At 64.7% G+C, this 22,374-nt stretch carries 16 protein-coding genes; 9 read left to right on the top strand and 7 right to left on the bottom strand.

Annotated features, from left to right (window positions below):
* The first annotated feature begins 11 nt into the window (after nt 1–11).
* Together F3J24_RS06615 and F3J24_RS06610 are read left to right on the top strand one after the other, a co-directional pair.
* The gene (locus tag F3J24_RS06615) at nt 12–1,163 is read left to right on the top strand and encodes a DUF3108 domain-containing protein (RefSeq protein ID WP_167003814.1); all 1,152 of its coding nucleotides are present in this window, start codon (nt 12–14) and stop codon (nt 1,161–1,163) included.
* Between the two features lie 285 nt (nt 1,164–1,448).
* Nucleotides 1,449–1,748, top strand: coding sequence for a DUF3567 domain-containing protein (locus tag F3J24_RS06610; protein ID WP_003050692.1), 300 nt, complete (start codon nt 1,449–1,451; stop codon nt 1,746–1,748).
* 83 nt (nt 1,749–1,831) lie between these two features.
* Here the strand turns inward: F3J24_RS06610 and F3J24_RS06605 are convergent, their stop codons facing one another.
* Both F3J24_RS06605 and F3J24_RS06600 read right to left on the bottom strand, forming a co-directional pair.
* Entirely contained in the window at nt 1,832–2,065 is a 234-nt protein-coding gene (locus F3J24_RS06605; protein ID WP_167003812.1) for a hypothetical protein, read from the bottom strand.
* 8 nt (nt 2,066–2,073) lie between these two features.
* On the bottom strand, nt 2,074–3,174 hold the full coding sequence (locus tag F3J24_RS06600; protein WP_167003811.1) for an AbrB family transcriptional regulator: 1,101 nt from the start codon (nt 3,172–3,174) through the stop codon (nt 2,074–2,076).
* A 147-nt stretch (nt 3,175–3,321) separates the two neighbouring features.
* Here F3J24_RS06600 and F3J24_RS06595 point away from each other — a divergent pair, with 147 nt between their 5' ends.
* Entirely contained in the window at nt 3,322–4,218 is an 897-nt protein-coding gene (locus F3J24_RS06595; protein ID WP_167003809.1) for a ChaN family lipoprotein, read from the top strand.
* A gap of 25 nt (nt 4,219–4,243) precedes the next feature.
* Here F3J24_RS06595 and F3J24_RS06590 read toward each other — a convergent pair whose 3' ends face one another.
* Nucleotides 4,244–6,946, bottom strand: a complete 2,703-nt coding sequence (locus tag F3J24_RS06590; RefSeq protein WP_167003807.1) for a GGDEF and EAL domain-containing protein — start codon at nt 6,944–6,946, stop codon at nt 4,244–4,246.
* A 51-nt stretch (nt 6,947–6,997) separates the two neighbouring features.
* Here F3J24_RS06590 and purU point away from each other — a divergent pair, with 51 nt between their 5' ends.
* The 6 genes from purU to F3J24_RS06560 all read left to right on the top strand — a co-directional run bounded on the left by purU (nt 6,998) and on the right by F3J24_RS06560 (nt 15,058).
* Nucleotides 6,998–7,846, top strand: coding sequence for a formyltetrahydrofolate deformylase (gene purU / locus F3J24_RS06585; protein ID WP_149354610.1), 849 nt, complete (start codon nt 6,998–7,000; stop codon nt 7,844–7,846).
* A gap of 24 nt (nt 7,847–7,870) precedes the next feature.
* Entirely contained in the window at nt 7,871–8,773 is a 903-nt protein-coding gene (locus F3J24_RS06580; RefSeq protein ID WP_167003805.1) for a LysR substrate-binding domain-containing protein, read from the top strand.
* Nucleotides 8,774–8,853: 80 nt separating this feature from the next.
* Nucleotides 8,854–10,773: a UvrD-helicase domain-containing protein gene (locus F3J24_RS06575; RefSeq protein ID WP_167003803.1), complete on the top strand. Its 1,920-nt coding sequence runs from the start codon at nt 8,854–8,856 to the stop codon at nt 10,771–10,773.
* A gap of 156 nt (nt 10,774–10,929) precedes the next feature.
* Nucleotides 10,930–12,048, top strand: a complete 1,119-nt coding sequence (locus tag F3J24_RS06570) for an ABC transporter substrate-binding protein (RefSeq protein WP_167003801.1) — start codon at nt 10,930–10,932, stop codon at nt 12,046–12,048.
* 138 nt (nt 12,049–12,186) lie between these two features.
* Nucleotides 12,187–13,734 (top strand): FAD-linked oxidase C-terminal domain-containing protein, encoded by a 1,548-nt coding sequence (locus F3J24_RS06565; protein WP_167003799.1) that lies wholly within the window; start codon nt 12,187–12,189, stop codon nt 13,732–13,734.
* 52 nt (nt 13,735–13,786) lie between these two features.
* Nucleotides 13,787–15,058 carry a sorbosone dehydrogenase family protein gene (locus F3J24_RS06560; protein WP_167003797.1) on the top strand — a complete coding sequence of 424 codons (1,272 nt, stop codon included), beginning with the start codon at nt 13,787–13,789 and terminating at the stop codon, nt 15,056–15,058.
* 13 nt (nt 15,059–15,071) lie between these two features.
* On the opposite strand, the gene F3J24_RS06555 is transcribed toward F3J24_RS06560, so the two are convergent.
* The 4 genes from F3J24_RS06555 to F3J24_RS06540 all read right to left on the bottom strand — a co-directional run bounded on the left by F3J24_RS06555 (nt 15,072) and on the right by F3J24_RS06540 (nt 22,247).
* Nucleotides 15,072–16,403, bottom strand: a complete 1,332-nt coding sequence (locus tag F3J24_RS06555; protein ID WP_167003795.1) for a D-serine ammonia-lyase — start codon at nt 16,401–16,403, stop codon at nt 15,072–15,074.
* 59 nt (nt 16,404–16,462) lie between these two features.
* Nucleotides 16,463–18,697 carry a phosphocholine-specific phospholipase C gene (locus F3J24_RS06550; protein ID WP_205244647.1) on the bottom strand — a complete coding sequence of 745 codons (2,235 nt, stop codon included), beginning with the start codon at nt 18,695–18,697 and terminating at the stop codon, nt 16,463–16,465.
* A gap of 25 nt (nt 18,698–18,722) precedes the next feature.
* Entirely contained in the window at nt 18,723–18,896 is a 174-nt protein-coding gene (locus tag F3J24_RS06545; protein WP_167003791.1) for a hypothetical protein, read from the bottom strand.
* Between the two features lie 228 nt (nt 18,897–19,124).
* Nucleotides 19,125–22,247, bottom strand: coding sequence for an efflux RND transporter permease subunit (locus F3J24_RS06540; protein WP_167003789.1), 3,123 nt, complete (start codon nt 22,245–22,247; stop codon nt 19,125–19,127).
* Nucleotides 22,248–22,374: the final 127 nt, after the last annotated feature.

Genomic DNA, 22,374 nt, shown 5'->3' with positions numbered 1-22,374 from the left:
GATCCACGCTCATGGGCCGCACCCCTCAGGCAAGCCAGGCACGCAAAGCGCTGCTGCCCATCACAGGCGTGGTGCTGGCAGCCCACGGGCTGCTGCTCTGGGGCCTGCCGAATCCCAGCCCGCCGGACAGGCCTGCCGACGCCCAGATCGTGATGGAGACGCGCATGCTGCAGGCGCCCCCTCCTTCCTCGCCCCCGCCTGCCCCACCCAAACCGGCTGTGCCGCCAGCGCCCAAGCCCCGGGTTGCGCCCCGGGCGCCGGCGCCGGCTCCCATGCCCACTCCCGTGCCGGACGAGCAGGAACCTGCACCAAATCCGCCTCCAGCTCAGGAAATACAAGCGCAAGCAGCTCCTGAAACAGAAGTAGCTGCAAATACAGAGCAGCAGGCTGCTGCTTCAGAACCGGCACCAGAGCCTGCGACCGAGCCAGCCGAGGCCCATGGAGCAGACACGGCCCGCCCCATTGCGGTCACTCCCGCAGGGAGCGCGCCGCTGCCGCCTGGCTCCGTGCTGCCCGTCACCCTGCCCAACTCCGCCACGCTGGAGTTCAATGCCTCGGGTCAGGTCAAGGGTTTTCAATACTCGGCCGGCGCCCAGCTGCAGTGGCAGCATGACGGTCAGTACTACCAGGCCAGGCAGTCGATCAGCATGTTCCTGCTGGGCGAGCGCGCCCAGACCAGCGAGGGGCTGATCACGCCCAAGGGCCTTCAACCACTCAATTTCAGCGACAAGGGGCGCAAAACCCAGTCTGCAGCCTTTGACGTGGCCAGCGGCAAGGCGCACTACAGCGGCGGGCAGACCGATGCCGCCATTGGCGACGGTGTGCAGGACCGCCTCAGCGTCTTTCTGCAGCTTTCGGCCCTGATGGCTGCAGGCCCCGAAAAATACCCACCTGGCACACTGATAGAACTGACCACCAGCAGCGCACGCTCAGCGGTGCGCTGGCAGTTCCGCGTGGGTGCCAGCGAGGCGCTGGAGCTGCCCTTTGGCAGCGTCATGGCGCTGCGCCTGGACAAACTGCCCGGCAAAAGCAGCAGCGACCAGCGCGGCTCGGTCTGGCTGGCTCCTGCCATGCAATACCTGCCCGTGCGCATCAAGCTCAGCCAGGGGCAGGATGACTTTGTCGATCTGCAGCTCAAGAAATATCAGCCCGCGCCGCAATAGCCCGTAGCACCGCCTCCTGGCGTAAACCCCAGGGCGACCGCATCAAAAGCGTTCACTTACCTCCCAGCCAAGGCCTGCAACCTGCACCGGCTCGGGCTGAACGCTGTCGCAGCGCTCAAGGACTTGCCTACTACAGCTTGGGAAAACCGGTTGCCCACAACCATGTCAAATCCATGGAATACTGTGCTCAAGTGCCAAGAGCAGGCATTTCCACCTTGAAATGCGGCACCCTGTCGCCATATCCATGGCAGGCATGCTCATAACGGAAGTGAAAGGAGGAACACCATGCAAATGCTTTACGACTCTGAATCCTTTGCGGTGCTCCATCTGCGTCCCGATATGGAGGCAGACGTTCCGGCAGGCACAGCCAAGGCCGAGATCCAGCAAGCCCATCAACTGCCGCGCCACGGCTTCGAGATCGTGGACAAGCGCTCGGGCAAGGAAGTGTATCTGGACGGCTCCTGGGCCGAAATGTTCCAGAAACAGATCCTCGCCTGGCAGCAGGACGCCCCCACCGAGGAGGAGGTGGAAGAAATTCTCGACACCTACACGGGCCTGGCCCAGCAGCCGGTCATCATTCACTGAACACCTTGCAAAAAGCCACTCGAAAGAGTGGCTTTTTTGATGCCTGAATAACGCTGCAGCACCTATTAGGGAATCGTGAGCTGCTACGACTTTCTGCACAACAGCATCAACACGCTGGCAGGCAGCATGCAGCCGACAAAACCCAGCAGCCACCCTGCCGCGCCCAGCATCAGCCAGTAACCCCAGTCAATGCCCTGCCCTGCGCAGTGAATCTCGCATTGGGGGTTGTGGTCCCAGGCCATCCACATCAAAAGCCCGGCCAGCAGCAGGCCCACGCAGACGCCGATGATCAGGCAGAGCTTCCAGTGCTTTGGCATGCTGCGGGCTATGGCTGCGCCTTCTGCGGCGCACTGCTCAACCACCGGTACAGCGGCGCCACCAGCAACAGCACGGCAATCAGCCGGCAGACCTGGAAGGCCGTGACCACGGGCACGCCCAGTTGCAGCACCTTGGCGGTGATGGCCATCTCGGTAATGCCGCCCGGCGATGTGCCCAGCAGCAAGGTGACCCAGGGCAGGCCTGTGGCACCGTGCAGCAGCCAGGCGAAGCCCGCGCAAACAGCCATCAGCCCCACGGTCCCGAGCGCCACCATGCCCAGCCAGCGCGGAGCCGTGTGCAGGAATTCACGGCGAAAGCGCACCCCCAGGCTGACGCCGATCACCAACTGGGCGGCATTCATCAGCCACTGCGGCACGGCGGACAGCTCCAGGCCAGCCATGGTCAAGCCCATGGATACGGCCAGTGCACCGAGAAACCAGGGGTTGGCGCGCCTGAGCTTGAGCATCAGCAGTGCCCCCGTGCCAGTGGCCAGCGCCAGCCAGGCAAAGCCCGGCCATTGCACATTGCGCACGCTGGGCAGCGTCAGGCTGGGGTCTCCCTGCAGCCCCGCCCATTGCAGGGCAAAAGGAATGCTCACCGTGACTATCACCAGCCGCAGGCTGTGCGCCGCTGCCACCAGATCGGTACGTGCATGCTCGCGCTCTGCCAGCAGCGTCATCTCCGAAGCGGCGCCTATCGCGCCCGAGAAATAGGTCGTGGCGCGCAAGCGCTCTTCGTCCATGCCCCGTTGCCCCAGCATGGAGGCTGCCTGCACGCGATACAGCCAGCGCCCGAAGCCCCAACCCAGCAGCAAGGCCCAGGCAATGGCCAGCGCAATCGCCCACCACAGGCCGGCCACCAGCTCGGTCACTGCAGGCGTGAAATACAGGCCCAGCGCACCGCCTATCGTCCACTGCCCCAGATCGCGCAGCCTGGCCCAGCTTTGGGTGGGCGCTCCACCAATCGATAGCAGGGAGATGGAAATCAGCGGCCCCAGCATCCACGGCAGCGGCGTATGCAGCATCAGACAGAGCTGGGCAGCCAGCCAGGCCAGCAGCAGAGTGGCGGCCACACGGGCCAGAAACGCGGGGGGAAGCAATACGGACATGTGCACGGGAATCCGGCAAGGCACGACAATGGACGCGCGACAGGGGCAATGCCCCGCAGTATCGCGGCAAAACTCGGTGGGCAAAGCCGGTACGAAATCTACAGCTACGAAGCCATGCCCCGTCTTAGACGAATGCAATCAGCTCATATGTGGACTTTCATTTCTGCGGCGCAGCCGCGCCAGCGTCTCAATCCTTTGGCCCTGACGGCTCTTGCCGGCGCCCTGCTGCTGGGCGGCTGCGCCCATCAAAGCGCTCAGCGAACCAGCGATGCCGAATGGCAGCAGACACTGGGCCAGTGGGCCGGAACACCGGTCATCCTGCTCGGCGAGCAGCATGACCAGATCGCCCATCACCAGTGGGAAGCCGCTACCGTGCGCCACCTGGCAGCGCAAGGCAGGCTGGCGGCCCTGGTGGTCGAGATGGCACCCGAGGGCGGGAGCACCCGGAGTCTGCTGGCATCGGCCAGCGACGAGGAGGTGAAGGCCGCGCTGCAATGGGCCCAGGGCGGCGGCCCGGGCGGCTGGCCCTGGCAGGACTATGGTCCGGTGGTGATGGCTGCCGTGAAAGCCGGCGTGCCCGTGCTCGGCGGCAATCTGCCGCGCACCCGGATGAAGCAGGCCATGGGCGAGTCCCGCTACGACGCACACCTGCCGGCCACAGGCTGGCAGCTGCAACTCGACGCCATCAAGGATGGCCACTGCGGCCTGCTGCCCGAATCGCAGTTCGCGCCCATGGCCCGCATTCAGCTGGCCCGCGACGAAGCCATGGCCAGGGTGACGAAAACAGCGGTGCGCGAACTGGGCCAGCCTGGCAAAAGCGTGCTGCTGGTGGCGGGCCGTGGCCATGTGCGCAGCGATATCGGCGTGCCGACCTGGCTGCCTGCCGAATTCAAGCAAAAAGTGGCGATAGCCCAGTCAGACAAAGCGCAGACTGCTCTCTCGATGAAAGCAGACAAGCAGCTGACGCTGGAAGGCAATGCCTCCGAGGATCAATGCCAGCAACTGCGCGATCAGTGGAAAAACAGGCCCGCGCCCAAGCCCTGACAGGCTGCTGTCGGGCCGTTGGTCCTCAGTCCGCAGTCTCGACAGCCACCAGCTGCTGACCCTCGCGGGTCTTTTCCAGCAGGCGCGTGAAGTCCTCGGCCGGCAAGGGCCGGCTGCAGAAATAGCCCTGAAAGTAGTCACAGCCTTTTTGCTGCAGGAAGTTCAGCTGCTCCTGGGTTTCCACGCCTTCGGCCAGAACCTTCAGGCCCATGGCATGGCCCAGGGCAATGACCGAGCTGCTGATGGTCATATCGTCCGCGCTGTGCGGAATGTCGCGGATAAAGCCCTGATCGATCTTGAGCAGATCGAGCGGGAAGCGCTTGAGGTGCGCCAGCGACGAATAGCCGGTGCCAAAGTCATCAATGGCCAGGCGAAGGCCCAGCTCGCGCAGGCGGTTGAGCACGGCCAGTGCTTCCTCGGGCTTTTCGGCCAGTGCGCTTTCGGTGATTTCCAGCTCCAGCAGGCTGGCCGGAAAACCCGACTTGTTGAGCGCATCGGCCGTGGCACCGGCAATATCGGTCAGCAAAAACTGATGCAGCGAGACATTGACCGCAATCGTCAGATCGGGCAGGCCTGCGGCACGCCATTGCTGGCCCTGACGACAGGCCTCGCCCAGCACCCACAGGCCCAGCGGACCGATGACGCCCGAGCTTTCAGCCACGGGAATGAAGCGGGCAGGAGAGATAAGGCCGTCCACGGGGTCCTGCCAGCGCACCAGGGCTTCCGCCCCCATCAGCCGTCCAGTCGCCAGATCGATCTGCGGCTGGTAGTGCAAACGCATATGACCGAGGTCCAGCGCGCGGCGCAGACGCGCCTCCATGGCCAGGCGCTCGCGGGCGGCCTGGGTCATGTTTTCATGGAAGAAGCACCAGGCATTGGAGCCCCTGGCCTTGGCCCCATACACCGCCGCATGGGCACCCTGCAGCAGATCACCGGCCGTCAGCGCATGCTCGGGGTACAGACAGATGCCAGCACTGACACTCACCACCACGGACAGCCCGTCCGGCGTGGTCCAGGGCTGGCCGGCAGCGGCCATCAGGCGCTCGGCTACGTCCACCGCGCTGTCACGGCCGCATATGGATTGGGCCACCACGCAGATTTCATCGCCCGCCAGGCGGCCAATGATGTCGCCGTGGCGCAAAGCGCCCTGCATCTGCACTGCCACATGCCTGAGCACCTCGTCGCCGATGGAGTGGCCATAGCTGTCGTTCACGTCCTTGAAGCGGTCGATATTGAACAGCAGAACGGCCATGCGGAGCTTGTTGCTCTGGCTCAGCGCCACCGTCTCGCCCAGCATGCGCGTGAACTGCGCGCGGTTCGGCAGACCGGTCAAGGTGTCGCGATGGGCCAGGAACTCCAGTTGCTGCTCGCGTGCCTTCTCGGCCGAGATGTCGGTGAACATGCAGACGTAATGCGTAACCTTGTCGTTCGCGTCCTTGACCGCGCTCAGCGACATGCGCTCGGGAAAGACCTCTCCGTTCTTGCGCCTGTTCCAGATTTCCCCCTGCCAGTGGCCGGTGGCATGCATGCTGGCCCACATGGCATCGTAGAAGGCCTTGTCATGCCGGCCAGACTTGAACATGCGCGGCGTCTTGCCCAGCATTTCGGCCTCGGAGAAGCCCAGCAGCCGCGTGAAAGCATGGTTGACCGAGAGAATGCGGCTGTTTGCATCAGTCACCACCACACCCTCGATGGTGTTGTCCACCACGGTGGAAGCCAGGCGGCTGCGCTCATCGGCTTCGCGACTCGCGGTCTGATCGGAGAGCAGGCCCGAGATACGTATCAGACGTCCGCTCGCGTCCCTGTATGCCTGACCGCGTGCGCGGAACCAGCGGTACAGACCGTCGAAGCACAGCAGACGCGCCGTCAGCACCAGCATGCTGCCCTGCTCTAGCGCCTGCTCGGCCTGGGCGCGCGTCGTTGCCGCATCTTCGGGATGCAGGCGCTGATGGAAATCGAATTCGCGGGCCAGATCCTGACCCTGGTAGCGCAGCAGGGCGCTCATGCCCGTGGAGAAGTTGAGCCGCTGCTCCAGCGCATCCCATTCCCACACACCATTGCCGCTGCCTTCCAGCGCCAGACGCAGCATGGTCTCGCTGCGCATCATGGCATTGCGCGCGCTCACCATCTCGCTCAGGTCCTGCAGCACGCAGACCAGGGCTACCGGCCCTCCCACCCCCGACGCCGCCACGCGGCTGGTGGTGCACAGCACGGGCGTGACCTTGCCGGTTTCGACATGCACGCACTGGCGCAGCACCTGAAAGTAGTCGGTGCTGCCGTCGAGCAGGCGCTGCAGCTGCAGAACCACCTCGTCCCGGTCGTGGACCGGCACCAGCACCCGAAAATCCTGGCCGCGCAGCGATTCCACGCTGCGGCCCAGCCAACCGGCCAGTTTGGCATTGGCCCAGACAATCTCGGCCCCGCCCACATGCACGCGAGCCATGCCAGCCGGTGCGTGGCGCACCACCAGCTCCAGCTCCTGTGCAGTCTCCCGGCCACGCTGGTCGGCACGCGTCTTGCGTTGCATGAACCAGAGTGCGACCAGCGCGGTCGCCAGCAGCCAAACAATGAACAGGCCAATCTGCCAACGCAGCGACTGTCGATTCAGCGATACATCAAAATAGTTGAGCACACCTGCCTGGGCCCCCAACCACAGCATCCCAGCACACAGATAGAGGGCGACAATCACCCCGGGTGTGAGCGCAGAATGCCCCTCCTCGCTTTTCATGAATTTCCTTTGTCCGCAGGGTCCTCGCCTTGCTGCGACAATTGCCCAGCTATGACCCAAGCCTATATTTTGACTTTATCCTGCCCAGACCGACTGGGCCTGGTGCATGCCGTTTCCGGATTCTTGCTTGAGCAAGGCGGCAATATTGAAGAAGCAGCGCAGTACAACGACCCGGTAACCGGCCTGTTCTTCATGCGCGTGCAGTTTGCCTGTGATGGCAAAGACGCCGCCTCGCTGAAGGCATCCGTTGCCGAATTAGCTGATCAATATCAAATGCAGTGGAGTTTGCACTCCAAGGCCGAGCGCATCAAGACCGTCATCATGGTCAGCAAGGAAGGCCACTGCCTCAACGATCTGCTGTTCCGCTGGAAGTCGGGTCTGCTGCCCATCGAGATCAAGGCCATCATCAGCAACCACCGCGAGTTCTATCAACTGGCGGCCAGCTACAACATTCCCTTCCACCACATTCCCGTGACTGCCGCGACCAAGGCCCAGGCCGAAGAGCGCCAGTACGAGATCATCGAGGAAGAAGGTGCCGAGCTGGTGGTGCTGGCCCGCTACATGCAGGTGCTGTCCAACGATCTGTGCAAAAAGCTGGCCGGTCGCGCCATCAATATCCACCACAGCTTCCTGCCCAGCTTCAAGGGTGCCAAGCCTTACTACCAGGCGCATGATCGCGGCGTGAAGCTGATCGGTGCCACCGCCCACTATGTGACGGCCGACCTCGACGAAGGCCCGATCATCGAACAGGACGTGGCACGCGCCGACCACACCGACACCGTGGAAGACCTGACGGCCCGCGGCCGCGACACCGAGAGCCAGGTGCTGGCCCGTGCCGTGAAATGGCATAGCGAACGACGCGTCATTCTCAACGGTCACAAGACCGTGGTGTTCCGCTAAATCCCTGGGCTTGGGATTGACCATATGACCCGCAGCCCCGGCTCCTTGAACAGCATTACGGCCAGGCGGATTCCGCCAATACAGTGCCTGCTCACTTTCGAGGCGCTGGCGCGGCTGCGTTCGGTCACCTTGACGGCGGAGGAGCTGTGCGTCACGCCCAGCGCCGTCAGCCACCGGGTCAAGCAGCTGGAGCAGATTCTGGGCGCGCGGCTGTTCGGCCGCACGGATTTCTCGCTGACCACGGACGGCAGCTCCTATCTGGCCCATGTTCGCGAAGGCCTGGGCGCCTTGCAGCGCTTTCCCGGAGCATCGGCCTCGCCCGGACGCAGACGCCTGAAACTGGCCGTCACTCCCACGTTTGCGCGCGTGATCCTGATTCCGCGCCTGCGCCAGTTCACCGAGGCCTATCCCGAAATCGACATCGCGCTGCAGGTTTCGATTCCGCTGCTGGATGTGATCGGTGAGGACGCCGACCTGATGGTGCGCTTCGGCGCCGGCCACTATGCCGACGTGGAGCATATCGAGCTGGCCCGCGATACCGTCACACCGCTGGCCTCGCCCAGCTTCATCCGCGAGCACGGACCGTTCGAGCGCCCGGACGACCTGGAAGGCATGCCGCTGCTGCGCAGCCCGCTGGAGCCCTGGCGCACCTGGTTCGCCGCGACTGGCCTCGACATGGCCGAACCCAACGAAGGCTCCCAGTTCAACGACATCGGCCTGATGTGCGACGCCGCATCGGCCAGCATGGGGGTTGCCCTGGTACGCCACAAGCTCGGTGCCCCCTGGCTGGAAAACGGCACACTGGTGCGCCTGTTCGATGTCGATGCTCCCAGCCCCCACGCACACTATCTGTGCTGGAAGACCGGCATCATGGATCGCTGGGAATGCGCAGCCTTCGCAGAGTGGCTGCGCAAGGCCATGGGCTGAGCGGTACCCTGTCGGCTTCGCTGCGGCGCAGCCCGTTGCACGGGCCGCGCGATGGATAACGAAGATGGAGCACCCACGGCATGAACCTGCAGCCCAGGCTGTACCCCGGCCTTGACCAGAACCAGGCACTCAACAGCGAAGTGTCCTCGCTGCTCATCCGCGCCCTGGCCGGCACAGGCAAGACGACCACGCTGGCCATCAAGGCCGTCGACCTGATCCGCACCCAGGACGCGCGCAACCTGCTGATGCTGGCCTACTCCGAGGCCGGTATCAAGGCCATTCAGGCGCGCCTGGACCGGCTCACCGCCGAACGCCTCGAGGGCCTGCACCTGCTCACTCTGGAGCAGTTTTGCGCCCGGGTGCTCGAAGAGCAGGGCGACCCCGTGCTCATGCTCTCCTCTGCCCTTGAGAAGAACCTGCTCATCCAGCAGGCGCATCAGGCGTTGTCGCAAGAGGCCGAACGGCATGCCGAGCTTGACGTCCCCGAGATGTCCGACTATTTCGCACGCCCGCTGGACATCAGCGCCTTCCTTGCCTTCGAGGCCCAGGCCAAGCAGCGCATGCTGGAACTCGACATCGACGCCAGCGGCCTCGGAGCGCTGGCATATTGCCGCGACAACGCTCTGGACTACGGCCTGTACCGGCTGCTGCGCAGCTATGAGCGGCTGCGCGCGGGCCCCACCCAGGAGCCGCTGTTCTATGCGCCCGGCGACTGCACCTACGCGCTGGCCTGCCAGCTGGCCGCACTGGACTTCGATGCCGACTTTGCGCTGCTGCAGGGCCGCTTCGAAGCGGTGCTGTTCGACGAACTGCAGGACCTGGACGAGGCCGCGCTGCTGGTGCTGCGCCATCTGGCACGCGGCAACGGCCGCTTCATCGGTGTCGGCGACTTCAACCAGCACATTCTGCCGGGCGCTTCCTCCATCTTTGGCGACAGCGCCCAGCGCATACTGCAGGAGCTGCCCGCAGGCACCGGCCAGGCCACGCTCAACACAACCTATCGCTTCGGCCCCGTCATCTGCCAGGAACTGAACCGGCTCTTCGGCGTGGAGTTCGAGGCCCATTACCGCAACGCCTCGGCCTGGTTCGAACATCGCCGTGGCGATGATGAGGGCTGCGCCCGGCAGTTGCTGGACATCCATGCCGCCGTGGGCCGTCTGCCCCGCAGACCGCAGGACCCGCCCGCCGTGCTGCGCGTCATCCTGCGCTCGCCCGAAGATTCGATACGGCTTGAGTGGCTGTTCGCCCACGAAGGCGTGCACTATGCCTGCAAAGGCATGCAGCGTTTCTACCAGCGCCGAGAAATCGCCCTGGTGCTGGCCATGCTGTGGGCCATGCCTGGCTGCAGCGGTGCTGCCCGGCTCTCGCAAGGCATTCTGAACAGCGCCGCCGAAGGCCTGATGCGCTATGTGCGCCATGCCAGCCCACCCGACCGGGATCTGCTGGCCAACGGCCTGTTCGACATGAGCGCATTGGGCGAAGCCCCGCCGGAGTCCGACACCCTGCGCATCGCTGCCGAACTGATGGGGCGGCAAAGCGCCATGCGCCGTTTCCTTGCCGTCCAGATCGCACCGGACTCTGCCGCCGCCCACTTGCTGGCACTGCCCGCCGAGCAGTGCGCCGATGCTGGACAGCTGTGCCGGCATCCGCTGCTGCAGCAGTTCTTTGCCCAGGCGCCCATCAGCCAGGACGAGCTGCGCCAATGCCTGGCCAGCCTGCAAGCGCTGTCGCGGATCTGTGCCGGGCTTTCCGTCGATGAATTCCTGGGCCGTCTCAGCCTCATGGTCCAGTCGAGCATTGCGCAGCATCAGCGCCAGGAAAAACCCAGCCTGCAACTGCTCACGGTGGAGCGCAGCAAAGGCCATGAATACGAATATGTGGCCGTGCCCTTCGTCCATGCCAGGCATTTCTCCTCAGATGCGAACGACCCGCAGCGCAATCTGCTCTATGTCGCCATGACCCGCGCCAGCAAGCGGCTGTGGGTGCTGGAAAGCAGCTGACGACGCAAGGCCAGGGGCTGATGCAGGTCAAGCCTGCATCCCGCACGCGAGTCAAAACTGTGTAACGTCGCTGCGCGCAGACATTGCCGCAGTTGCCCTCTATCGCCGGTCCGCTCCCCCTCCCACCATGGGCTCACAACAACGAGGAGGAGACCTATGCCAACCCCAATGCGCTGCGCCTGGCTTCTGGCCGCCGGCATTGCCGCCCTGCCCCTGCATGCGCAGGACGGCCCCGTCACCATAGGTGCCAGCCTGCCGCTGTCCGGTGCGCAGGCCGAGGCCGGCAAGGAAGGGCTGAGCATCATGCAGGCCCAGGTGGAGGCGTTCAACAAGCTGGGCGGGCTGGGGGGCAAGCCTCTGACACTCAGGGTGCTGGACGATGGCTACGAGCCGCAGCGCGCCGCCGGCAATGCACGCCAGCTGATCCAGGAAGGGGCCGTGGCCCTGCTCAACTGCTGGGGAACGGCCAGCTGCTCCGCCATGCAGCCCGAGATACAGCAGGGCCAGACCGCCCTTGTGGGCGTGATTGCCGGAGCCGGCAGCATGCGCCAGCAGCCAAGCCGATTCGTCTACCCGCTGCGCGCCAGCACCCAGGCCGAAATTGCGGCCATGTTGCAGCAAATGCAGACCTTAGGCCTGCGACGAGTCGCCATCGTTCATCAGAACGACGGCTTCGGCAAAGACAGTCTGCAGATTGCCCTGGCCGCCTTTGCAGCCAGGGACCTCAAACCCGCCATCACGCTGGCCGTGGAGGCATCGGGCGCCAATAGCCCGGAGCTGGCCAGGCAGCTGGCCGCCCAGTCCGATCTCCAGGGCGTCATCGTGCTGGCAGGCGCTCCGGCCACCATAGGCCTGATCACCATGGCCAGGCAGGCCCATGTCACCGCACCGTTCTACAACCTGGCCGCCCAGGCCAATCGCGCCGTGGTGCAGGGGCTGGGGTCGTCTACGCGCGGCATCGCCTTCACCACCCTGGTGCCCAGCCCCTGGAAGGGCGCGATCCCGGCCATCAAGGACTACCAGCAACTCGTCAGCCAGCCGGGCATGCCGCCAGCCTCGTACCTGGGGCTGGAAGTCTTTCTCAACACCCGCACCCTGCTCGATGCGCTGCGCAAGGCCACGCCCTCCAATCAGCGTGCGAGCCTGACTGCCGCACTCGACGCCATGGGGGAGATTCGTTATGGCGCCATGCACCTGCGCTTCACGCCGCCACGCAGCGGCTCCAGCTATGTCGGGTTGACCATGATCGACGCAGGCGGTCATTTCAGAGAATAAATCGACTCAATCGCTTATCCACAAAGCGGTTGATGCTCTCATTTCAAAAGCCTTCATGACCGTCATCGCAAAGCATTTCAAGCAGCTTTGCAATAAAGCTCACACCAAGGCGCGGGCGCATCCCCTACATTTGCAGGCATGACGTCCGCCAGCACATTCACCGATCTCGTCGCCACCTCCAGCACGGCGGCCAACGCAGCGCATCACCTGCCCGAGCCGTCCGAGCGGGCCAGGCGCCAGGCAGAGGTGCTGGCGGCACTGCGCCCCCATGTGCCGGCGCATGCCCTGCTCTATCAGAGCGAAGACACCACACCCTATGAATGCGACGGGCTGACGGCCTACCGCCAGCGCCCGCTGCTGGTCTGCCTGCCCGAGACTTATGCACAGGTGCAGGCCGTACTCAAGGCCTGCCATGCCATAGCGGCCCCCGTCATTGCGCGCGGCGCGGGCACCGGGCTTTCAGGCGGCGCCATGCCCCACCCCATGGGCGTGACGCTGTCGCTGGCCAAGTTCAACAAAATCCTCGGCGTCGATGCCTACAGCCGCACGGCCCTGGTTCAATGCGGCGTGCGCAACCTTGCCATCAGCGAAGCCGCTGCACCCTACGGTCTGTACTATGCGCCCGACCCCAGCAGCCAGATCGCCTGCACCATCGGTGGCAATGTGGCCGAGAACTCGGGCGGCGTGCACTGCCTCAAATACGGACTGACGGTGCACAACGTGCTCAAGGTCAAGGGCTTCAGCATCGAAGGCGAGCCCGTCGAATTCGGCTCGGATGCACTCGATACCCCAGGTCTGGACTTGCTGGCCGTCATGATAGGCAGCGAAGGCATGCTGGCCGTGGTGACCGAGGTCACGGTCAAACTCGTTCCCAAGCCCCAGCTGGCGCGCTGCATCATGGCCAGCTTCGACGATGTACGCAAAGCCGGCGACGCAGTGGCCGCGGTGATCGCAGCCGGCATCATTCCGGCCGGGCTGGAAATGATGGACAAGCCCATGACGGCCGCCGTGGAAGACTTTGTGCGTGCCGGCTATGACCTCACCGCGGAAGCCATCTTGCTGTGCGAGAGCGACGGCACGCCCGAGGAGGTGGAAGAAGAGATCGCCCGCATGAGCGAAGTGCTGCGCCACGCCGGAGCCACGGCCATCACCGTGAGCGAGAGCGAGGAAGAGCGCCTGCGCTTCTGGAGCGGGCGCAAGAATGCCTTTCCCGCCAGCGGTCGCATCAGCCCCGACTACATGTGCATGGACTCCACCATTCCACGCAAGCGCCTTGCCGACATCCTGCTCGCGATTCAGGAGATGGAGAAGAAGTACCAGCTGCGCTGCGCCAATGTGTTCCACGCTGGCGACGGCAATCTGCACCCCTTGATCCTGTTCGATGCCAACAACCCCGACGAGCTGCACCGCTGCGAGCTGTTCGGCGCCGACATCCTGGAAACCAGCGTGGCCATGGGCGGCACGGTGACGGGCGAGCATGGTGTCGGAGTGGAAAAGCTCAACAGCATGTGCACCCAGTTCACCACAGCCGAGAACGCCCAGATGTTTGCGCTCAAGGCGGCGTTTGATCCGCAGTCCCTGCTCAACCCCGGCAAGGTGATTCCCACGCTCAACCGCTGCGCAGAGTACGGCAAGATGCTGGTGCGCGGCGGCCAGATCGCCCATCCCGACCTGTCGCGATTCTGAGGTCCGGCCATGGCAAGATCACGGCTGCTGAATGCATTTGTGGAGCCGTTCGATGATCTCTTCCATCGGTAAGACGCTGGTCCTGCTGCTGGCCCCGGTACTGCTGACGCTGGCTGCGTCCCAGCCCGCACAGGCGCGTGGCTACACCTCCACCGGCAAATGCGGCATCTATCCGCGTCTGTCCATCACCAGCCCCGCCGGCACCTGCGTGGGGCTGATTGCCGACGAGGCCCACGGCTTGCGCTTTCCGCGCCGCGTGCTGGAGATTGCGCCTGGCCGCATCTGGGTGCTGGACATGGGCAACTGGATGCCCCATGTGGGCCAGCTGATCGAGCTTCGGTTGCCTCCTGACGCGGCCACTGCCGCCAATGCCAACACCACGGCCAAGGCGGTGGAAGCCCGGGTTCTGATGAGCAAGCTCAACTACCCTTCGGGCATGGTGCGCGGGCCGGACGGCAAGGTCTATATCGGCGAGGCCGACAAGATATGGCGCGCTGCGGTGCCCGCACTCGGCCAGGCACCTCAGCCCGAGATGCTGGCCAGCGGCTTGCCGGCCGACGGCGCCCATTTGCTCAAGGAACTGGCGTTTGCGCCGGACGGCAGCCTCTACGTGAACATGGGCTCGGCCACCGACGCCTGCCGCGGTGAAGACCAGAAACAACCCATGCCCTGCCCCGAGCGCAGCGCGGCCATGCCGCGCGCTGCCGTCTGGCGCATGGTGCTGCAACCTGGCCCGCAGAGCGTCAAGGAATTCAAGCCCTTTGCCAGCGGCCTGCGCAATTCCATGGCGCTGGCCGTGTTGCCTGATGGCCCGGCGGCGGGCACGATCTGGCAGGGCGAGAACAATATCGACTACCGCGATCCCAAGCAGCCGCCCGAGGAGCTCAACCTGCTGCGCGCCGGTGCCGACTATGGCTGGCCTTATTGCATAGGCGCACGCCAGAACGCGCAAGGCTATGAAAAGCGCTTCGACTGCAGCAAGACCGAGGCACCGCATATGCTCTGGCCCGCCCATGTGGCTCCGCTGCAAATGCTGGCGACACCGATTGGCAGTGCCTTTGGCGGGCAATTGCTGGTGGCCTGGCACGGACAGCGGGCCGAGGGCCAGCGCCTCGTGGGATTTGCACGCGACAGCAAGGGCCGCCCCTCGGGCCAGCCCATTCAGTGGCTGAGCAACTGGGATGCCAAGCCCGGTCTGCGCCCCGGCGGCCGTCCCACGGGCATGGGCATCGACCATGCGGGCCGGCTGCTGGTGGTGGAGGACTTCAATCGCAGCTTGCTGGTGCTGATGAGTGAAGCAGGCATGGCGCCAAGGCCCAAGTAACCCAGGCAGGCGCTCAGCTCGTCAGATCGCGCCCGCGCGCCAGAAACCGGGCGTACTCATCGCCTGGAACGAACAGGCCGCCCGTGGTCCAGACAATATGTGTGGCGTTCGCCATATGCGCCTGCAGCTTCTGGCGCTGCAGATAGTCCTGACCCGCAGCACTTTCCAGCAGGGCGCGCGGACCGCTAAAGCCCGCTGCGGCCGATGGCTCGATCTGCAGCCCCTCGCTGTCCTGCAACAGGTACAGATGGCGAAACAGGGTCTCGTCCGCCACCGTGAAGACGCCGCCGAGAAAGCCACGCACCACGTCGGCAGCCAGCTCCGACGCACACGGCACGGCCAGACCGTCGGCCTCGGTCCGGTTGTTCAGGCCCAGCGCATAGACCGACGGATGGGCGCCCAGACCCGGCAGGGCTGCAGCACCGGCCAGCATCTCCACCATGAAGCAGGGCGACTGCACGGGTTCGGCAAAAAAGCAATGCACATGCGGTCCGAACGCCTGCTGCAGACCCAGTGCCACGCCGCCGGGCGCGCCTCCCACGCCGCAGGGAAGGTAGACAAACAAGGGATGCGTCTCGTCCACGGCAAGCCGGTGCTGTGCAAGCTGCTCGACCAGGTATGGAGCCGCCGCCGCGTAGCCCAGCAGCAGCGAGAGCGAATGCTCGTCATCCACAAAGTGACAGTGAGGGTCCCGGTCGGCCAGCGCGCGGCCCGCAGCCACGGCCTGGGCATAGTCGCCGGCATGCTCCACCACCTGCACGCCACGCGCGCGCAGACGCTGCTTTTTCCACTCCTTGGCATCGGCTGACATATGGACCACTGCCTTGAAGCCCAGGGCCGAGGCCATGACGCCGATCGACAGGCCCAGATTGCCCGTGGAGCCTACCGCCACCTGGTAACTGGCAAACACCGCACGCGCGGCATCGGAGGCCAGTTGCAGATAGTCGCCATCGGCCAGCAGGCCGTGCTGCAAAGCAATCTGCTCTGCGTACTCCAGCACCTCGTGCACGCCACCGCGCGCCTTGATGGAGCCGGCCACCGGCAGGCTGTGATCGGCCTTGAGCCAGAGTCGGCCCATCTGCTCGGGCAGCTGCAAGGCCTGCTGCATCTGCGGCACGGGTTGCAGCGTCGATTCAATGCGCCCGCCAGTCCCCTCCAGCTCGGGGAAGAGCCGCGCCAGCAAAGGCGCAAAGCGCTCGAAGCGCTCTACGGCCTGCTGAACCTGGGCCGCGTCTATGACCTGCGAGGAGTGTTCTGCACCGCTGCGCCCGGCCCACAGTGCGGGCCGGGCATGGCGCAGATCTTCAACCAGGTCGTGCAGCACGGGAAAAGTCATGGCAGGCATCCATCGTCATACAAGACAGCCATATTAGGGCCAATGGAGCATGCCAGACCGGATGGCAGTTACGCCTCTCCCATGGCTGGGTCGCTGACCGTGTGCTGACCGGTTTCCACACGGCCCGCAAAGCGCCGGTAGTACGCCGGATCGCTATCGCAGGTCACGGTGAAGTCATACCACTGGCCGCTGGCCTTCAGCTCCCAGTGCCTCTCGGCACTGGCGGCGGCGCCAACTTCCACCGTCCACGGGCCGTCGCTGCGGTAGGCCATGGGCGTGATGGTGAACACCGCAGCCTGCGCGCCCTTGTTCATCAGATCCACATAGACATTGCCGTTGGCGATGTCGTAGCAGACCCGCACCTCGGGGGCAGCCTGCACACTGCCCAGGCGATTCAGGTCGCCCTTGAAGTGGCGATGGAATCCGTTGGGGCCCAGCACCCAGAGGTCGTACTTGCCGAAGTTGTCGCGCACGGCATCCCAGGTATCGGACAGCGTCTTGCCCGCTTCCACCATGTAGCGGCGCGGCGTGCGGTCCAGCTTGTAGCGGTCATAGACATGGAAGACGGCGGCCTGCGTGCCGGTGTTGGCAAACACCAGCTCCACCGGGCCGTTGCTCTGGCAGCGCGCACTGGTATGCAGTTCGTAGGGCAAGGCCCGCGAGGGACGTGTACCGCCTGCCTGCAAAGGCAGCTGCATATCGCGCGGCACGGGCACGGCGGGCAGCTTTTGCTGGTCGGCACGCAGCTTGTCGGCGACATCGCGGGTGGAGCGACCGGCCAGCACGGGCAGGGTCTCGTTGTTCGGCGTCTTGAAGTTGAAGCTGCTCAGAAGGTCGCCGCAAACCGCCCGGCGGTACGGGCTGATATTGGGCTCCTTCACGCCAAAGCGGGCCTCTAGAAAGCGCAGTACCGAGGTATGGTCGAACACCTGCGAATTGACCCAGCCGCCACGGCTCCAGGGCGAGATCACATACAGCGGAACGCGCGGCCCGGGGCCATAGACACGACCATCGGGGGCGGGCTGGCTACTGCTGCCGGCTGGTGCGCCATGCGTGAAGTATTCGGCCTGCAGGTCAGCCTCCGGCAGCGTGGTCTTGCCTGCGTAGGTCTTGTCGGCGTTCTGCGATGGTGCCGAGGGCGAAGGCATATGGTCGAAGTAGCCATCGTTCTCATCGAAGTTGACCAGCAGCACGGTCTTGCTCCAGACCTCGGGATTGGCCGTCAGCGCGTCCAGCACCTCCTGCAGAAACCAGGCGCCCTGCACCGGGCTGGATGGGCCGGGGTGCTCGCAATAGATGGACGGTGCGTTGACCCAGGACACCTGGGGCAGCTTGCCTTCGCGGATATCGCGCTTGAAGGCGTCCAGGTATTCCTCTGGCTTGTTGCCGGGCAAGGTGTTGGCCACGCCTTTGTACAGCGGGTTGGCCGCGTCGTCGCTGGCCGCATCATAGGCATGGTAGGGCAAGGCCTGGCCGGTGCTGGTATACGGCGCATTGGGCGCGCCGCCGCTGGAGACAGGAAAGCCCGAAGCCAGATTGGCGCGCCGAAAGCTCTGGAACGCGCCCAGCATGTTGTCGCCCCACTCGTCAGGCATGTTCTGGTAGCTGATCCAGCTCACTCCGGCTTCCTGCAGCCGCTCCGCATAGGTCTTCCATGTATAGCCGGTCGTGGCATCGCTGGACACGCCATTGATGGCATCCCACTCGTTATTCACGAAAGCCACGTTCTGGGGCATGGCACCGTTGGTACCCGTCATGTGGAATGAACGGTTGGCGTCGGTGCCGGTATGCATGGCGCAGTGGTAGGCATCGCAGATCGTGAAGGCATTGGCCAGCGCGAACTGATAGGGCAGCTCCTGCTCCTTGAAATAGCCCATGGAGGTGTCCGTCTTGGCCACGGGCCAGCGCGACATGCGGCCGTTGTCCCAGGCCTGCTGACTGTCCAGCCAGGAATGGGGGGTGCCGGAAACGCGCTGCGCATTGTTGGCCGTGCCGTCCAGGTGATAGGGCGTGATCACCGTGCCGTTGGATCGCTCCTGCTGCCAGACCTTGCGGCCGTTGGGAACGGGAATGGTCATGCGGTCGCCAAAGCCGCGCACCCCCTTGAGTGTGCCGAAGTACTGATCGAAGGAGCGGTTTTCCTGCATCAGGATCACCACATGCTGCACGTCCATGACCGTGCCCGTGACATTGTTGGCCGGAATGGCCAGCGCACGGCGGATGCTGGGAGGAAAGGCGGCCAGTGCGGCAGCGGAAAAGGCGGCGTTCTTGCCGGCCTGCAAAAGATTGCGTCGCGAAATCATGGTGAAGCCTTGTCTGTCACCGCGCTCAGGGAGCACAGCGCATCTCCGGCTTGGCCGGCTCGGTGGGGTTCGTGGGGTTCGTGGGATTGGTCGGGGTCGTGGGAGCAGGCGGGCTGTCATCGCTGCCACCACAGGCGGCCAGCGTGGCGGCCGTCAGAAAGGCGAGCGCCAGCGCCTTGATCAAACGCTTGTTTTGCATGGAGTCTTTCGCTTTGATGTCGACAGGTTTCGACCGGCAAGAATCTAGGAAAAGCTCATGTCATCCCGATGACGTCCGTGTTTCAGTCCGTTTCCTCGCATCGCGCCAGCGCCCGGAGTTCGCGAGCCCTCTTCAGCGCGAAGCGCCATGCAAAAAGGGCCGACGCACCCGCGTCGGCCCTCTGAAAAAAACATCGCAACGCCAGTCAGAACGCTGGCGCTTGCGCGGCTATTGCCGCTTTCCGTATCCCAGCCGATACAGCAACGGCAGCACCAGCAAGGTCAGCACCGTGGACGAGAGAATGCCGCCAATCACCACCGTGGCCAGCGGGCGCTGCACCTCGGCCCCGGTGCCCGTGGCAATCGCCATGGGCACAAAGCCCAGCGATGCCACCAGGGCCGTCATCAGCACGGGACGCAGGCGCGTGAGTGCCCCTTCGGTCACGGCCTGCTCCAGACCCATGCCCTGCTCACGCAAGCTGCGGATATAGGAGATCATGACCAGGCCGTTGAGCACGGCCACACCGCATAGCGCGATAAAGCCGATGGCCGCCGAAATGAACAGCGGAATACCGCGCAGCCACAACGCTGCAATACCGCCCGTCAGGGCAAACGGAATGCCGGTGAAGACGATGAGACCGTCGCGCACGTTGCCGAACATCGCAAACAGCAGCGTGAACACCAGCGCCAGCGCCACGGGCACCACGATCATCAGGCGCTTGCGTGCGGACTCCAGGTTCTCGAAGGTTCCGCCCCAGCGCGTCCAGTAGCCGGCCGGCAGCGCAATGCCTTCGAGCTCCTGCTGGGCCTGGGCCACGAAGGAGCCGATATCGCGGCCGCGCACATTGGCGCTGACCACGATGCGGCGCTTGCCGTCCTCGCGACTGACCTGGTTGGGCCCCGGCGCCAGCTCCACCGTCGCCACGGATGACAAGGGCACAAAGCCCAGACGCCCGTCGCCGCCGCGCGGCAGCGCGATCGGCAGGCGGCCTATGCCGTCCACATCGCTGCGCATGGCCTCGGGCAGGCGCACCCGGATGGCGAAACGTCTGTCGCCCTCGAATACCGTGCCGGCCTCGCGTCCGCCAAAAGCCGTGCTGATGGCGTCTTGCACATCGCCCATGTTCAGGCCGTAGCGCGAGGCTTTCTCGCGATCGATCTGCACGGTGAGCATGGGCAGGCCCGTGGTCTGCTCGACCTTGACCTCGGAGGCACCGGGGATCTTCTGCAGCATGGCGGCCACGGCCTGCGCGGACTTCTCCAGCTGCGCCATGTCATCGCCGAAGATCTTGACGGCCACGTCGCTGCGCACGCCCGAGATCAGCTCGTTGAAGCGCAGCTGGATCGGCTGCGAGAACTCGTAGTTGCTGCCTGGAATCCCTTCCACGGCCTCCTGCACGGCGCTCAGCAGATCGTCGCGCGAGCGCGCCGGATCGGGCCATTGCTCGCGCGGCTTGAGCATGATGTAGCCGTCCGAGATATTGGGCGGCATCGGGTCCGACGCGATCTCGGCTGTTCCGGTACGCGCAAACACGCGCTCGATCTCGGGGAACCGCTTCTTGAGCTCGCTCTCGAGCTGCATCTGCATCTGCACCGACTGCGTGAGGCTGGTGCCCGGTATGCGCAGCGCCTGGATCGCAAAGTCGCCTTCGTTGAGATTGGGCGCGAATTCGCTGCCCATGCGTGTGGCCAGCAACAGGCTCAGCGCGACGATGACAGCTGCCGCCGTCAGCACCACGGCCGGCGCATGCATGACCTTGTCCAGCACCGGTGCATAGGCACGGCGCGCCCAGCCCATGAGGCGGTTTTCCTTCTCGGCCACCTTGTCGCCCATGAACAGCGCAATCGCAGCTGGAATGAAGGTGATGGACAGCAGCATGGCACCCAGCAGCGCGATCACCACCGTCAACGCCATCGGGTGGAACATCTTTCCTTCCACACCGGTGAGCGCAAAGATGGGCAGATACACCACCATGATGATGAGCTGGCCGAACAGCAGCGGGCGCCGGGCCTCGCGGGCTGCCGCAAACACCTCCTCGAAGCGTTCGCTGCGGGTCAGCGGCCGGCCTGCTGCCGCCTGGGCATGGGCCAGACGGCGCACGCAGTTCTCCACGATCACCACCGCGCCGTCGATGATGATGCCGAAGTCCAGAGCCCCCAGACTCATCAGATTGGCGCTGACGCGCATCTGCACCATGCCCGTGAACGTGAACAGCATGGAAAGCGGAATGATGAGCGCCGTGATCAGCGCGGCACGCAGATTGCCCAGGAACAGGAACAGGATCGCCACCACCAGCGCCGCGCCTTCGATCAGGTTCTTCTTGACCGTGGCAATTGCCTTGTCCACCAGGTTGGTGCGGTCGTAGACCGTCACGGCCTTCACGCCGGGCGGCAGGCTTTTGTTGATCACCTGCATGCGCTCGTGCACGGCCTGGGCCACGGCACGGCTGTTCTCGCCAATCAGCATGAACACCGTCCCCAGCACCACTTCGCGGCCGTTGTCCGTGGCCGCACCAGTGCGCAGCTCGCGGCCCAGGCCCACATCGGCCAGATCGCGCACGCGGATGGGCTGGCCTTGCGCCGAGCCCACGATGACTTCGCGAATATCGGCAATGCCGCCCACCTGCCCCGGTGCGCGGATCAGGTACTGCTCGCCCTGGCGCTCGATATAGCCGGCGCCCACATTGGCGTTGTTGCGCTCCAGCGCCGCAACGATATCGGCCAGCGTGAAACCATAGGCCGCGAGCTTTTGCGGCTGCGGTGCCACCAGGTATTCCTTGGCAAAGCCGCCGATGGAGTTGATCTCGGTCACGCCCGCCACATTGCGCAGCTGGGGCTTGATGACCCAGTCCTGGATCTCGCGCAGATCCATGGACGTATAGGGCGATCCGTCAGGCTTGGTGGCACCGTCATCGGCCTCCACGGTCCACAGGTAGATCTCGCCCAGTCCCGTGGAAATAGGCCCCAGCGCGGGTGCCACGCCCGCCGGCAACGCATCGCGAGCCTGCTGCATGCGCTCGTTCACCAGCTGGCGCGCGAAGTAGATGTCCGTGCCGTCCTTGAACACCACGGTCACCTGGGACAGACCGTAGCGCGAGAGCGAGCGCGTCTGGTCCATCCCCGGCAGGCCGGCCATCAAGGTCTCGATGGGGAAGGTGACGCGCTGCTCGGTCTCCAGCGGCGAATAGCCGGGCGCCGAGGTATTGATCTGCACCTGCACATTGGTGATGTCGGGTACGGCATCGATGGGCAGGCGCTGGTAGTTGTAGATACCCAGGCCCACCAGGGCCAGCGTGGCCAGCATGACCAGCCAGCGCTGGGCAATGGCAAAGCGGATGATGCGCTCAAACATTCAAACTCCAAATATCTTCATCTGCCCTGTCACACTGGCGCAATCCAAACCAGAGACACCGAGCAAGAGCCGCCTCGCGGCGGGGCCGCCCAGGCGAGGGTGTCGTCCCCCTTGGGGGCACCGTGCA

This window comes from Comamonas sp. Tr-654, assembly GCF_011752915.1.
Lineage (GTDB): Bacteria > Pseudomonadota > Gammaproteobacteria > Burkholderiales > Burkholderiaceae_C > Comamonas.
The sequence above is the reverse complement of the archived record's forward strand: the minus strand, read 5'-3'. Positions and strand labels throughout refer to the sequence as shown.

Excerpts from the sequence above, each read along its gene's own strand:
- F3J24_RS06565 (WP_167003799.1), top strand. The coding sequence starts at position 12,187 with ATGACGTCCGCCAGCACATTCACCGATCTCGTCGCCACCTCCAGCACG.
- F3J24_RS06610 (WP_003050692.1), top strand. The coding sequence starts at position 1,449 with ATGCAAATGCTTTACGACTCTGAATCCTTTGCGGTGCTCCATCTGCGT.
- F3J24_RS06615 (WP_167003814.1), top strand. The coding sequence starts at position 12 with ATGGGCCGCACCCCTCAGGCAAGCCAGGCACGCAAAGCGCTGCTGCCC.
- F3J24_RS06545 (WP_167003791.1), bottom strand. The coding sequence starts at position 18,896 with ATGCAAAACAAGCGTTTGATCAAGGCGCTGGCGCTCGCCTTTCTGACG.
- F3J24_RS06570 (WP_167003801.1), top strand. The coding sequence starts at position 10,930 with ATGCCAACCCCAATGCGCTGCGCCTGGCTTCTGGCCGCCGGCATTGCC.
- F3J24_RS06550 (WP_205244647.1), bottom strand. The coding sequence starts at position 18,697 with ATGATTTCGCGACGCAATCTTTTGCAGGCCGGCAAGAACGCCGCCTTT.
- F3J24_RS06555 (WP_167003795.1), bottom strand. The coding sequence starts at position 16,403 with ATGCCTGCCATGACTTTTCCCGTGCTGCACGACCTGGTTGAAGATCTG.
- F3J24_RS06595 (WP_167003809.1), top strand. The coding sequence starts at position 3,322 with ATGTGGACTTTCATTTCTGCGGCGCAGCCGCGCCAGCGTCTCAATCCT.
- F3J24_RS06540 (WP_167003789.1), bottom strand. The coding sequence starts at position 22,247 with ATGTTTGAGCGCATCATCCGCTTTGCCATTGCCCAGCGCTGGCTGGTC.
- F3J24_RS06580 (WP_167003805.1), top strand. The coding sequence starts at position 7,871 with ATGACCCGCAGCCCCGGCTCCTTGAACAGCATTACGGCCAGGCGGATT.
- F3J24_RS06605 (WP_167003812.1), bottom strand. The coding sequence starts at position 2,065 with ATGCCAAAGCACTGGAAGCTCTGCCTGATCATCGGCGTCTGCGTGGGC.
- purU (WP_149354610.1), top strand. The coding sequence starts at position 6,998 with ATGACCCAAGCCTATATTTTGACTTTATCCTGCCCAGACCGACTGGGC.
- F3J24_RS06575 (WP_167003803.1), top strand. The coding sequence starts at position 8,854 with ATGAACCTGCAGCCCAGGCTGTACCCCGGCCTTGACCAGAACCAGGCA.
- F3J24_RS06590 (WP_167003807.1), bottom strand. The coding sequence starts at position 6,946 with ATGAAAAGCGAGGAGGGGCATTCTGCGCTCACACCCGGGGTGATTGTC.
- F3J24_RS06560 (WP_167003797.1), top strand. The coding sequence starts at position 13,787 with ATGATCTCTTCCATCGGTAAGACGCTGGTCCTGCTGCTGGCCCCGGTA.
- F3J24_RS06600 (WP_167003811.1), bottom strand. The coding sequence starts at position 3,174 with ATGTCCGTATTGCTTCCCCCCGCGTTTCTGGCCCGTGTGGCCGCCACT.